Source organism: Halalkalibacter oceani (assembly GCF_023715705.1).
Taxonomy (GTDB): domain Bacteria; phylum Bacillota; class Bacilli; order Bacillales; family Bacillaceae_D; genus Halalkalibacter; species Halalkalibacter oceani_A.
In genome coordinates this window covers 308765-321274 of sequence record NZ_JAMBOS010000002.1, presented here as the reverse complement: position 1 = coordinate 321274, position 12510 = coordinate 308765, and the positions used below count along the sequence as shown (strand labels likewise).

Here is a 12510-nt window from a genome sequence, read left to right as displayed (position 1 = left end):
TTGGCTCTTCGACCTCGCTACCGGGATCGGGGGCACGCTTTCCGCAGGCGGACGTTGAACTAACCGGCTTCGCCGGTGGATTTCAACCTGCCCTTCCTCCTGCAGGAGTCGGCCCTCCCATCCCGTCCGCTTTTTCTAGTAGGAAAAAGGGGGAGCTTTTCCTCAAATAAAGACAGGTGATACCGTGAGTATAACTCCAATCCAAGTGTGTGTCAGAACTGTCCAGTGCTTTCCCAATGTACCAAAAACAAAGACCATAAGAAGCTGGTCTTACGCCACATTATAGAGAGAGGTCTATGCAAGACGAAAAGAAACGATTGAACAAGTCTTTGCCGCTCTTAAACAAAAGCATGAACTGCGTTGGACGAACTTGAAGGGGCTCGAACAAAATTCCATGCAGACGATGCTCGTTTTTGCTGCCATGACTTTGAAGAAACTGGAAGCATGGCACTGGTGGAACCCCCAAACCGACAGTGCCATCTCCAGTAAGCCATACGAAACATGCAAAAGAGGCTGGGAAAAATGGTTGTTTTTTAAACCTTTTGCCCAGCCTCTAAGCAATGAGCGGAACCGCCACGATCTTTTAAAGCCCGTTGTGAGTGGGTTTTTCACAACGGGCTTGTGGCGTGTGAAGCCATTGCCAGTAGGTCCAAAGCTAGTTTTGTCTCAAGCTCTTTGTCGAAGCTGCTGAAAAAGTACGATTTTAACTTTTTCAGCAACTTTTTCGTAATGAGCGTAGCCGTTGCCTGATTTTGAAAGCCTGCTACGAGTGGGTTCCTCGAAGCAAGGCGCGCAACGCGCGGAGCCATAAAACTCTTCTTCGAGTTACGAAAAAGGAAGTTTTTCAGTGGCCTCGTTTTGTCTACGGTCATAAAAAGTGATCATCTCTGATCACTTTTCTTCTTCCTCGTCGTCTTCCGGCAAGAGCTCGACCTGCTGTTCGCCAAAGCCGCGAAGATGATGATCCCAGTAGGCGATTCTTTCAATCCTCTGGTTCTGATCGGCAATAAACCAGATCGATCCATTTTCAACATCGTAAACGATAATCTGTTTGCCATCAATTCGATCACGTACGTATTGATTGCCATACAGCCGGTACACATCGCGCAGCTCGTCCCCTACCTGAATCCCCTTTGAAGTCGGAAAGCGGTCCGATGAGATGAAGAGATAGCTGACCTTGTCATCCTGTATCTCTACCTGCAGCTCGGGTACCTCTTCCGTCCGTTCATAGCCGTAGCGGTCCTTATACGTATAAGGAACCATATCACCGATAAAGCCATTCAGTTCGGCAGCCTGTCCAAAGCCTGTATTCCAGTGCACATCAGGATAAAGCCCGGACACTTTTTGCCGCGAATCACCGACGACCAGACCGGCAATTTCCATAAAAGCTGGGGTATTCACTTGGAGAATGTTCTCGTTTTGATAATAGTAGCCATCAAACCCAAGCCGAATTACGTCATCGAGACGGATCATTTCGCGATTGTTTCTTTCTACGATTGAAAGGTCCCGCAATTGAGGAACAGCTTCAAGCGGGTTCAGATCCTGCTCCTTTTCCTGCTCCTCATCCTTCACTTGACCGCTTTGCGCTTCCTGCTGCTCTTTTCGTTTTTCACGGAGAAACTCGTTAATCTCCCGTGAAGTAAACGCCCATTCCGCGTTTATAAAGTGCAGATTCATTAAAATCGGACGCAATGGAACCAATAAGCTGCCTGCTTCCTCTACTACCTCTCCCTGATAGCGCTGTTCTTGTCCATCTATGTAAAAATAAATGTTCTCAGCAGCCGCACCCTTCGCGGCAAAGACAAGACAACAAAAAAGCATTACGATGCCATATGTAACTTTCTTCTTCATGATTGGCCCATCCTCCACTCGTCACAACCTCTAAAAAAACCTATTACTAGTTTACTAGAAATATAGCAAAAGCACACGTCCTAACTTTTACACAACGCACGCGCCACCAACGATGTAAGACCCGAGCACAAAGTCGCAGAAACGACAACAAGCAGGAAAGAAACCCGCTCTCCTACTTGTCGTTACGCTCACGTGAGCCCCGGTAAAACGAATCTCCCTGCCTAAAACCCCTTTTTTTATTTTGCCTTGTGAAGCTCTTCCGGAGAACGGACAACCCATTCTGCACCAGACACCGTTTCCCCTGTCCAGGCAAGCATCCCGCCGGCGTAATTTTTCACATTCGAAAAGCCTTGATTCTGCAAATATAGAGCGACATTCTGGCTCCGGTTTCCGCTCCGGCAAACGAAAAGATACTCCTGATCTTTATCAAGCTCCGCCGCGATCGTCGGAATCGTCTGCATCGGAATCAACGGCAGTCCCGGAATATGCGCTTCCTCATACTCATCCGGTTCGCGTACATCAATAATGATCGGACGGTCATCCTGCTGTAACAGCTCTTTTAATTCTTCGGGTTCCACTTGAATAATCCCATCTTGTTCAAATGCCATCATTACCACTCCTCGGTCTGTTTTTTCTTCCTCTTCCACGATACAAATCCGCTTCGATCATGTCAATTCGTCGGCTTGCTGCGCAGCCTCCACAGACGGTACGTATGCGAGACAATCACCTTCCCTACAGCATAGGTCGGTACGGCAAGCAGTAAACCTAACAAACCGGCAAAGCGGCTCGCCACAAGCAATAGGAGAATAATCGTCAGCGGATGGATATCAAGCTTTCGACCCATTATTTGCGGTGAAATTAAATTGCTCTCAATCTGCTGGACGATTACGACGACAACCACGACCCACAGTGCCATAAACGGCGAATCAATGAAGCCGACGATCACTCCCGGAAAGGTGCCAATCCACGGACCGACAAAAGGAATGACATTTGTAAACATCGCTACGAGCGCTAATACGAGCGGATAGTCGAGCCCGATAATCAAGTAGCCGATATAGACGAGTACACCGACACAGAAGCTGACAATAATTTGCCCCTGAATATAGGAGCTTAGCGCCTCATCCATGTCATGAAGCACACGGCGTCCTTCCTGCTGCTGCTTGGCCGGGAAGAATTTCAGCACCTGCTTCGGAGCCTTATCCCCCTCTTTCAGCATGTAAAACAGGACAAACGGAATGATGATGAGAATGATCACGACATTGGCGATAAAGCCGATGAAACTGGCAATATTCGAGCCGACTGTCGAGACAATCCGATTTAAGTAATCAGCAAGCTGTGATGTTAGCTCCTCAAATGAGACCGTCTCCCCCGGCTGAAAACGGGCAATGTATTCATTTTCCTGTAAGTTGATAAACATATCCCGGATTTCATTAATAAAAATTGGCGCATTTCGCACGAGACTATTAAATTGCTTCTGCAATTCCGGTCCGACAAGCAGGACCAATGCCGTCAAGAGCGCGATCGCACATAAATACAGCGCCAAAATTGCCAGGCCGCGCGGCATCCAGCGCGATAAAAAGTTAACAAACGGCCGCAGCAGGTAAAACAGCACACCCGCTAAAACAATCGGTGCAAATAACGTCTGCACGAGAACAACGATCGGCTGAAAAATCCAATCCACTAATGTTCCCAAATAAATAATTAAAAAAATAAGCGCGATTCCATATCCAATACGGAATGCTTTCGATTGTGGCATAAGCAAAATCCCTTCCTGTTGACAGTTTTTTTCATTATACCATCTCCATACCAATCCTACCCCATTTATGTCCAGAAGAAACGAAGAAGATCAACAGTCGAAGTTTAGCCTGAAAAATGAAGGGTATGTACTCTATACAATTCCTTATTAGGAGGGAGAAATGATGGACAATAGAAAAAATGTAGACGTCGAAGAACGACATGTTGAGAAAAAAGAAAACAACAGCATGGTCATGGCGACTTTTATTAAATATGCAGCCTATTTAATTATCTTCTTCGGGATTATCTGGTTTTTGATCGAGTATGTATTTCCAATGTTTTAACCGTTTCGCTCCGTGCCGTAGCTGGAAGGTCCCAAGTGGCGGACTTTCCAGCATTCATTTTGTCAAATTGGAGCGGACTAGGTCTAAATTCAGGATTGAATTTCAACCTGAATGTTGTAGAATTTAACTGATAGGACTTATCCTACATACTTGCGTAAGAGGAAAGCTCACTATCCTCTGTGTGGAAATCGTTCACACACGATGTAAAAGGGGGAAGAACAATGAAAAAGCAATGGATGGTGCTCTTTACCAGTTTCCTGCTTCTAGCGCTTGCCGCGTGTGGACAAGGAACAACATCACCGGAAGAGCCTGAACCGGCTCCTGATAACATTGAATTAGAAGAAAATGAAGACCTGTCAGGAGAAGAGACACCGGCAGATGAAGAAGAACCAGTGACGGACGAAACACCTGATCAATCAGAAACGCCTGAAGGTGAGCCTGAGGGCGAAGCTCAGGACAGCACGAGCACGCCTGTCGAGTTGGTTTTCTCTGACGATCAGGTCATGGATATGTTTAGAGTAGAACGGCAAATCGAGGCAGCAGAGGATGAGGTTTTTGTCGCTACCCTGCAAGAGTGGGTTGCCGGTCCAACCGAAGCCGAGGAAGGTCTCGTGTCCTTAATTCCTGACAATGTCGAAGTTCAATCCGTTGAAGAAGTGGAAGGTGTCGCTCATGTTTCTTTCTCCGCTGAACTGCTGGAAACACAGGCAGGTTCAGGTACGGAAGAAATGATTCTTCAGCAAGTGGCGATGATCATGAAGCAATTCGGCTTCAACGAAACGCAAATTTTAATTGACGGGGAAAGTCACCCGGAGCTGTTCGGTCATATTGACACAAGCGTGCCAATCGTCGCCGACAGTCTCGAAGACTACAAAAAAGTCGAATAAGAAAATCGCACAGCTACTTTTCTTAGAAGCGCTGCGTGCGAATGATACTTTTTTCAGAAAGAAAAGCCCGGGTTTAAAGGTTGATCTCACCTTTTGACCCGGGCTTTATGTAGTACACTGGAGGAACACCAAGCCGCCAGGACTCTCTTCGGAAAACGATACGAAACATGCAAAATCGGTTTTGGGTGTTATCTCTCAACGCTGTTTTGCCTACGGTCCGTAAATAGAAGACCCCTCCATTTTTCTAGCTTTTTTGACTATTTCGTTTTTTTATTGTTATACTTGACGTGATGTTTATTACAAAGGAGGATGATCTGTTTGGCACAACCTAAATATGTTCTGGATATTGACAAAATCAAGGAAATTCCAGCATCAGAACGGGCGAAGCTAAAAGAAATCACAGAAAAATTTGTTTTCCGCGTCAATGAATACTATCTCGGTTTAATTGATTGGAATAATCCGAACGATCCCATTAGAAAGTTGGTTATCCCCAACGAAGGAGAATTAAGTGAATATGGGCGTTGGGATGCTTCTGATGAAGATACAAATTACGTCGTTCCCGGCTGTCAGCACAAATATGAAACGACCGCTTTGCTCATTTGTTCTGAAGTATGCGGCGCCTATTGCCGCTATTGCTTCCGCAAACGGCTTTTTCGCAATGATGTCAAGGAAGCGCTGTCTGATGTAAAGCCCGGCCTTGACTACATCGCCAACACACCTGCGATAAACAATGTCCTCCTCACAGGGGGCGATCCACTGATCCTCGCCACAAAAAAACTGCGTATGATTATCGAACAGCTCCGTCAGATCGAACATGTAAAAATTATCCGGATCGGCTCAAAGCTTCCGGTGTTTAACCCGATGCGAATTTACGAGGATGAAGCGCTGCTCGACCTGATTCGTCAGTACTCCACAGCTGAAAACCGGATTTATATTATGGCTCATATCAATCACCCAGTAGAAATCACGGAGGAAGCGAAGAAAGCATTTGCGGCCTTGCACGACGCCGGGGCGATTGTCGTTAATCAAACTCCGGTTCTGAAAGGCATCAACGATGATCCGGATGTACTAGCTGAATTGCTGGACAAGCTTTCATGGGCCGGGGTGACGCCTTATTATTTCTTTATTAACCGTCCTGTCGCCGGTAATAACGACTTTGTTCTCACCCTTAAAGAAGCTTACCGTATTGTTGAAGAGGCCAAAGCGAAAACGTCCGGATTAGGGAAACGCGTCCGCCTGTCGATGAGTCACACATCCGGTAAAATCGAGATTTTGGCAATTGAAGATGGAAAGGCGTATTTAAAATATCATCAGTCACGTGACAATGACTATGGAAAGTTCATGGTTCTCGACTGTCCGGAAGAGGCAGCCTGGTTTGATGATTTGCCGGAAAATGAACAATACTGGAGCCCGCCAACGAAAAAAACAGATCAGGTTATCTCCGTCAACGAGCTGCCCGAGATGCCACAGAAGCGCAAAAGGAAAACCAGCTCCGCCGTTCTTTCTTAATACTTTTACACGAATCGATGATGATGTCCTGCCCCTTTAAAAACCTATTTTTCTTCATGATTCGCTCTAGGAAGACGATCTTCGACATGATACACTAAAAGAAATATTTGCTAAGTGGAGTGAAGAACGGTTGAAATGGGTGGTATTTTTGGGCATACTCTGTTTTCTTTGTGCCTGTCAGGCAACGGAATCATCTGTGGATTTGCAGGTAGAAAATCAAAATAGTCATTTACATGTCGAATTTGAAACGATGGAAGCTGGTGAATGGGACGGGCAGCAAGGATTCTTTATCACGATCGCGGCGACTTCCACGATGGAACAGTATCAGACTGAACAATTTTCCTTTGCTCTCGATTCGGTGTTAACAGATGAAAACGGAGCGACATATGAAGCACTGCATAGTGAGACACTTCCACCTTTGGAAAGTGACGAGGATCAGATCAGGGTGCGTCAGTTTTATACCCCGGAGCTTCCGAATGATCTCAGCCATCTCAATATCATTGTATTTGCCAAGCCTCTCTACTACAAAAGAGAACTTGTCATTCCCGAGATGACGGACGGCACGACAAACCGCTTCATCAATGACCTTGTTATAACCAAGGCCGAAACCGATGGCGAGCGTCTTATGATCGAGATCAGTGACATCCAGCCGATCAGCGGACTGAGCGTAACTTTAATTCAGGATAATGAAGAAATCTATCCGGTCTTTTCAACGACCCACTATCTAGAAGACACAAATCAGCTAATTGCGAACTATGACTTCGCCACTCCGCTGCCGGACTCCTTCACGCTAAAGCTGACCCGTTTGCACGTCCAAGAACAGATTTGGCAGCTACCGCTAACAATTCCAGTGAGTTAGAGGGAAATGCAATATGAAGAGGCTGAGACAAAGGGTTGTTTTTTTTACCTTTTGCCTAGCCTCTTTCAGTTTGATTCGCATAAATTTATTTAGTCATTGGTGGAACTAGAAACAACGTTTATCACGTCTTAGTTTGCTTTAGTAGTATGACGATGCCTTATTTTTCTTGTCCGAAGACAGTCCCCCATTTATCACGATCGAACTGACGGACCAAACGTTGATTTTTCTTAATCAGGATTCGGAGACACAGACATTGGAATGGTACAATGAACTGCGCAAAGCAATGAACGATACAGCTTAATAACCAGGCCACCAGGCCAGGGGAAAAGATTGAGTTCATCTTTTCCCCTGGCTCTTTCACTTCATTTATGGCTTGACGACCGCCCGCTTTGTCAGGCTTCGCATCACACTGATCAATCCGAGTGATAAAAGCAGGCTGATGACGATGCCGACAGCAGGAGAAATGTCGGTTACCGGCAGAAAATCAAACTGCTGCTGGCCGATGTGGCCCCATACATAGTCAAAAATCGAAATAATGACAATCCCGATGCCGATAAAGGCGAGACCGATGAGCCAGTGAAATAGATAAAAGCCCGCACTGATCAGCCAGCCGACGAAATAAAAGACAATCAGCTGGAAAAATGCCATCACGAACGTCAGCCCGAGGCTTTCTTCGCTTAGTCCCCAGCCGAATAACATTCGCTCCGCTCCATGGAGAAGGCCGGTGACAATCACGAGAAAGACGCTTAACAGCATAGCCGCAGCGGCCACTCCGCTAAAATAGTCACGCCGCGTAATCCCATTTGAAACATAATAGGTTAGCAAGCCGCCCATTGATAAAATCCCGAGCACGAGCATATAAATCCGGTTTGCCTGCATCGCTCCCTGCAAAAGCGACCATTCCCACTCCCCATTCGGATTCGCCGCGAATACCGCGACGCCAAAGATCGCAAGGAGGCAAAATCCAAGATACCAGATCGTCCAAATCAGATACATGTGAAAAGTGCCGCGCAGCACTTTTTTCGCTTTCTGATTCATCATTCTTCCTCTCCTTCCGTCAAATGAATAAACAGCTCCTGTAAAGCAATCGGGCCGATTTCCAGGCCGTTTAGCCTTGCCTGTTCCCGCTCCTCTGCCGTCAGCTTCCCGTAAATCATCGCTGATTTTGTCCCGCCAAGGCTTTGCTGCTTCAGCACGTTCCGGCCGGCGATAAACGCCTCGACATTTTCTTTCGCACCTGTGACTGTGGCGCCCTGCTCGAGCAATTCATCCGTTTTTTCATGAAGCAGAAGCGAGCCTTCCTTTAACACAATCACTTCTTCAAATAGCGAATCCATTTCGGAAATTAAATGCGTCGACAAAATGATCGTCCGCGGGTGCTCCATATAATCCCGCAGTACTTCCTCATAAAAGCGTTCACGTGACGGGGCATCAAGACCTAAATAGGCTTCATCAAAAATCGTAATCGGGCAGCGGCTCGCCAGACCGACCGTAATGCCGAGCGCCGCCTGCATCCCGCGTGACAATTTGTCGACCCTCTGCGTCAGCGGCAGTTTAAATCGTTGCGCCAAGTACTCGGCATACTGCTGATCGAACAGCGGCCGCAGTTTGGCGACATCCTTCAGCCATTTGGCGACGGTGTCCGTTTCATATTCTCGCTTTTCCTCACGGACAAAAACAACACTTTCCATAATACCGGCATTTTCATACGTCTCAGCTCCATCGACCATCATTTGTCCGGAAGTCGGCTTTTGAAAGGCGGCGAGCAGCGACATTAAAGATGTTTTCCCGGCTCCATTGCGGCCTAACAGCCCGTATATTTTTCCGCCTTCCAACTCAAATGAAACATCGTCTAAAACGGTCTTATTTCCAAACTGAAGCGTCACATGCTCGGCTTGAATACGATTTGTCATTCCTTTTCATCCCCTTCTTCAACGGATTGAATCATCGCCTGGACTTCTGCGACGGAAATACCAAGCTTTCTTGCTTCCTGAACCGTTCTCCACACATATTCATCTTTAAACCTTTGCCTGCGTTCTTCGAGCAGCTTGCTTCGCGCTCCTTTTGCGACAAACATCCCGATCCCTCTCTTCTTGTATAAAATTCCTTCATCGACCAGCTGATTAATCCCTTTTAAGACGGTTGCCGGATTGATTTTATAATGAGCGACTAACTGATTGGTCGATGGCGCTTTTTCTTCTTCCTGCAGCTGACCAGCTACTATCTCCTCTTCAATCATTTCCCGGATTTGCTGAAAAATCGGTCGATTATCATCTAAGGATGACCGCACATTGTTTCACCACCTTATGTTATTTGGTTAGTTAGTTGTGTAATTAACCATATAACAGAGATACCCTTTCTGTCAACAGGCGTCTAAAAAAATAGGCGAGCGTCATTAGGATTGTTCCTCATTTTTTGGTAAACTAGTGAGAAGTAAAGTTCGTTTAAGAGAATCGAGGGATTGTAAAAATGAAAACCGTCGTCACGACGTTGAATGCGAAATACATCCACACATGCCTGGCCTTGCGCTGTTTGAAGGCTTATGCAGAACCTGATTTCCCAATTGAAATTGTTGAATATACGATCAAGGACCCGACCTTGTCGATTGTTGCCGACCTCTATGAGCGCAAGCCGGACGTGATTGGGTTCAGCTGTTATATTTGGAATATCGAAGAAACGATTAAAGTGATTAATCAGCTGAAAAAAGTGCTGCCGAAAACAAAAATCGTCCTCGGGGGTCCCGAAGTTTCCTATGATACGAAAGAATGGATGAACACATTGCCCGCCGTTGATTTTATCGTCATCGGCGAAGGGGAAGAAACATTTAAGCAGTTTCTGGAGGAGCTTTCGACAACAGAAAAATACCACTTCGTCTTCGGACTTGCCTATCGCAAGCAGGACGAAGTGATGATCACGGCTCCCCGCCCAAAGCTAAAGCTTGGCGACCTCCCGTCACCGTACCGCTTTGCCGAGGATTTACCCGCTCTCGGTCAGCGTGTCACCTACTTTGAAACGAGCCGGGGGTGTCCGTACAGCTGTCAATTTTGTCTATCTTCAATCGAAGTCGGTGTTCGTTATTTTGATATCGAACAGGTGAAGGCCGATCTTCTTTTTTTAATTGAAAATGGGGCGAAATTAATTAAATTCGTTGACCGGACGTTTAATATTAAACGCGATTATGCGCTCGAGATGTTCCGCTTTCTGATTGACAACCATCAGGGGTGTGTTTTTCAATTTGAAATTACCGCTGACATTATGCGGCCGGAAGTATTGGAGTTTTTAAATGAGCATGCGCCGAAGGGAATCTTCCGCTTTGAAATCGGGGTACAGTCGACGAATGACGCGACGAACGAGCTCGTCCAGCGCCGGCAAAACTTTGAAAAGCTGACACGGACAGTGAGAATGGTGAAGGACGGTGGAAAAATTGACCAGCATCTCGATTTAATCGCCGGTTTGCCGGAGGAGGATTACAACAGCTTCAGACGGACATTTAATGACGTCTTCGCCTTGCGTCCTGAGGAATTGCAACTGGGATTCTTGAAAATGCTGCGCGGGACAGGCCTGAGGCTGCGGGCAAAGGATCATGATTATCTTTATATGGACAATGCCCCATATGAAATTCTTGGTAATAATGTGCTGAGCTTTGACGAAATCGTCCGAATAAAACGGGTCGAGGACGTCCTCGAAAAGTATTGGAACGATCACCGGATGGACCGGACAATTGAGTACTTGGTTGAGCAGGAATTCGCCTCCCCGTTTGACTTCTTCCAGGCATTCGGTGATTACTGGGACAAACAAGGATGGTCGCGGATTGGTCATCAACTGGAGGACTTATTCCGCCGGCTTGATCAATTTCTGACTACGATCACGACGAAGACATCTCCTGACGTCATCCGCGCCCTGATGATGGTCGACTTTTTTGAAAATCACAAACATAAGCCGCGCAAAACATGGTGGACATTCTCGCTCTCAAAGGACGAGCAGACGCGCTATATCAAGCTGCTCGCCAAGGAGCCAGAGCTTGTCTCCGCTTCCTTCGCCACTTTTCGGCTGAGCGAAAAGGAGCTGCACAAGCATACGATGATCGAACGGATTCCCCTTACCCTGACAGCGGAAAAGGATGGCGGATATCGAGAGCAGGAAAGTCTGCTTCTCGCTTACTTTGATCCGAAAGGGATGAAAACAAACGTCTATACCATACCATTTGAAGTGCTTTTAGCAGGTACAGAGAGCCGTTACAAAGAGGGATAGTCAAAATTTTAGAGGGGCTGGATAAAAGGTTTTTCTCCTTTTTCCGGCCCCTCTTCCATGCTTTTATTGCTTGTTTACATAGATTTCATGCAGGCTTAAGGCAGCTTTTGTCGGACTGAGCTTGCCGTTCAGCACTTTTTCCTTTACCTCTGGAAGCTCGCTTTTAACCCGCTCATTGTCGTAAAAGCCGGCCAGTAGCTGCTCCTCGATCAAAGAGCGAAGCCAGCTGTCGGCCTGCTCCTTCCGTCGCTGCTCCAGCAGATTTGTTGCCTTCATATGCTGCTGGAACTGTTGAATCAGCTGCCAGCATTCAGTGATTCCGTTTTCTTCAAGCGCTGAGATCGTCTTGACCTTCGGCTCCCAGCCGTCCGTTACAGCAGGGAGCAGGTGAAGAATCCGCTCCAGCTCAACACGGGCCTGCTCGGCGAGCGGCTTGTTTTTGCCGTCCGCCTTATTAATCAGCAGAATATCAACCATTTCCATAATGCCCTTTTTCATCCCTTGCAGCTCATCCCCTGCTCCCGTCAGCATCAGCACGACAAAGCAATCGACCATGGAACGGACGGTAATTTCACTTTGTCCGACACCAACCGTCTCGACAATAATCACATCATAGCCTGCCGCTTCACAAAGCATCAGCGATTCCCGCGTTTTTCGGGCGACTCCGCCTAATGTTCCCCCGGTCGGAGAAGGACGGATATACGCTCCTGGATGCTTGGAAAGCCGTTCCATCCTCGTCTTATCGCCAAGAATACTTCCCCGTGAAAGCGAGCTTGTCGGATCAATTGCCAGCACCGCCACCCGATGACCGCGCTCACAAAGCATTGTGCCGAACGCTTCAATGAATGTACTTTTCCCCGCTCCGGGCACACCGGAAACGCCAATTCGTATCGACTGTCCCGTATAAGGCATGATCGCTGTCAGAACGTCCTGCGCCAGCTGAAGATGTTTTGCGGCATTGCTCTCAACGAGGGTGATCGCCCTGGCCAGCATCGCCCGGTTATTTGCCCTGACGCCTTGGACATAGTCCTCCAGCTTCAATTCCTTCCGTTTCGGTAAAGGTTTCTCCATATCA

Annotated in this window: 12 protein-coding genes and 1 pseudogene; 6 read left to right on the top strand and 7 right to left on the bottom strand. The window is 47.1% G+C overall.

Features of this window, described 5'->3' with window-relative positions:
- Positions 1-180: 180 nt before the first annotated feature.
- Positions 181-691, top strand: a pseudogene (locus tag M3212_RS03415) (transposase); the annotation flags it as partial.
- Between the two features lie 200 nt (positions 692-891).
- Here the strand turns inward: M3212_RS03415 and M3212_RS03410 are convergent.
- The 3 genes from M3212_RS03410 to M3212_RS03400 form a co-directional block, all read right to left on the bottom strand.
- On the bottom strand, positions 892-1851 hold the full coding sequence (locus M3212_RS03410) for a hypothetical protein (protein WP_251192539.1): 960 nt from the start codon (positions 1849-1851) through the stop codon (positions 892-894).
- Between the two features lie 236 nt (positions 1852-2087).
- Complete coding sequence (locus M3212_RS03405; RefSeq protein WP_251192538.1) at positions 2088-2459, bottom strand: rhodanese-like domain-containing protein; 372 nt, start codon at positions 2457-2459, stop codon at positions 2088-2090.
- A gap of 62 nt (positions 2460-2521) precedes the next feature.
- Complete coding sequence (locus tag M3212_RS03400) at positions 2522-3607, bottom strand: AI-2E family transporter (RefSeq protein WP_251192537.1); 1086 nt, start codon at positions 3605-3607, stop codon at positions 2522-2524.
- 163 nt (positions 3608-3770) lie between these two features.
- On the opposite strand from M3212_RS03400, the gene M3212_RS03395 reads away from it, so the two are divergent.
- The 4 genes from M3212_RS03395 (at position 3771) to M3212_RS03380 (ending at position 7184) form a co-directional block, all read left to right on the top strand.
- The gene (locus M3212_RS03395; RefSeq protein WP_251192536.1) at positions 3771-3929 is read left to right on the top strand and encodes a hypothetical protein; all 159 of its coding nucleotides are present in this window, start codon (positions 3771-3773) and stop codon (positions 3927-3929) included.
- 221 nt (positions 3930-4150) lie between these two features.
- Positions 4151-4816: a GerMN domain-containing protein gene (locus M3212_RS03390; protein ID WP_251192535.1), complete on the top strand. Its 666-nt coding sequence runs from the start codon at positions 4151-4153 to the stop codon at positions 4814-4816.
- A 318-nt stretch (positions 4817-5134) separates the two neighbouring features.
- The gene (locus M3212_RS03385) at positions 5135-6325 is read left to right on the top strand and encodes a KamA family radical SAM protein (RefSeq protein ID WP_251192534.1); all 1191 of its coding nucleotides are present in this window, start codon (positions 5135-5137) and stop codon (positions 6323-6325) included.
- A gap of 130 nt (positions 6326-6455) precedes the next feature.
- Entirely contained in the window at positions 6456-7184 is a 729-nt protein-coding gene (locus tag M3212_RS03380) for a hypothetical protein (RefSeq protein WP_251192533.1), read from the top strand.
- Positions 7185-7550: 366 nt separating this feature from the next.
- Here the strand turns inward: M3212_RS03380 and M3212_RS03375 are convergent, their stop codons facing one another.
- Genes M3212_RS03375 through M3212_RS03365 form a run of 3 tightly spaced genes read right to left on the bottom strand, consistent with a single transcriptional unit; the run spans position 7551 to position 9474 of the window.
- Entirely contained in the window at positions 7551-8225 is a 675-nt protein-coding gene (locus M3212_RS03375) for a hypothetical protein (RefSeq protein ID WP_251192532.1), read from the bottom strand.
- Positions 8222-9097 carry an ATP-binding cassette domain-containing protein gene (locus M3212_RS03370; RefSeq protein WP_251192531.1) on the bottom strand — a complete coding sequence of 292 codons (876 nt, stop codon included), beginning with the start codon at positions 9095-9097 and terminating at the stop codon, positions 8222-8224. The genes M3212_RS03375 and M3212_RS03370 overlap by 4 nt, the downstream gene beginning before the upstream one ends.
- On the bottom strand, positions 9094-9474 hold the full coding sequence (locus M3212_RS03365; RefSeq protein ID WP_251192530.1) for a GntR family transcriptional regulator: 381 nt from the start codon (positions 9472-9474) through the stop codon (positions 9094-9096). The genes M3212_RS03370 and M3212_RS03365 overlap by 4 nt, the downstream gene beginning before the upstream one ends.
- A gap of 179 nt (positions 9475-9653) precedes the next feature.
- Here M3212_RS03365 and M3212_RS03360 point away from each other — a divergent pair, with 179 nt between their 5' ends.
- Positions 9654-11435: a B12-binding domain-containing radical SAM protein gene (locus M3212_RS03360; protein WP_251192529.1), complete on the top strand. Its 1782-nt coding sequence runs from the start codon at positions 9654-9656 to the stop codon at positions 11433-11435.
- A 63-nt stretch (positions 11436-11498) separates the two neighbouring features.
- Here M3212_RS03360 and meaB read toward each other — a convergent pair whose 3' ends face one another.
- Positions 11499-12506 carry a methylmalonyl Co-A mutase-associated GTPase MeaB gene (gene meaB / locus M3212_RS03355; RefSeq protein ID WP_251192528.1) on the bottom strand — a complete coding sequence of 336 codons (1008 nt, stop codon included), beginning with the start codon at positions 12504-12506 and terminating at the stop codon, positions 11499-11501.
- Between the last annotated feature and the right edge of the window lie 4 nt (positions 12507-12510).

Coding starts and splice junctions, on each gene's coding strand:
- M3212_RS03410 (WP_251192539.1), bottom strand. CDS start 1,851: ATGAAGAAGAAAGTTACATATGGCATCGTAATGCTTTTTTGTTGTCTT.
- M3212_RS03405 (WP_251192538.1), bottom strand. CDS start 2,459: ATGGCATTTGAACAAGATGGGATTATTCAAGTGGAACCCGAAGAATTA.
- M3212_RS03400 (WP_251192537.1), bottom strand. CDS start 3,607: ATGCCACAATCGAAAGCATTCCGTATTGGATATGGAATCGCGCTTATT.
- M3212_RS03395 (WP_251192536.1), top strand. CDS start 3,771: ATGGACAATAGAAAAAATGTAGACGTCGAAGAACGACATGTTGAGAAA.
- M3212_RS03390 (WP_251192535.1), top strand. CDS start 4,151: ATGAAAAAGCAATGGATGGTGCTCTTTACCAGTTTCCTGCTTCTAGCG.
- M3212_RS03375 (WP_251192532.1), bottom strand. CDS start 8,225: ATGATGAATCAGAAAGCGAAAAAAGTGCTGCGCGGCACTTTTCACATG.
- M3212_RS03370 (WP_251192531.1), bottom strand. CDS start 9,097: ATGACAAATCGTATTCAAGCCGAGCATGTGACGCTTCAGTTTGGAAAT.
- M3212_RS03360 (WP_251192529.1), top strand. CDS start 9,654: ATGAAAACCGTCGTCACGACGTTGAATGCGAAATACATCCACACATGC.
- meaB (WP_251192528.1), bottom strand. CDS start 12,506: ATGGAGAAACCTTTACCGAAACGGAAGGAATTGAAGCTGGAGGACTAT.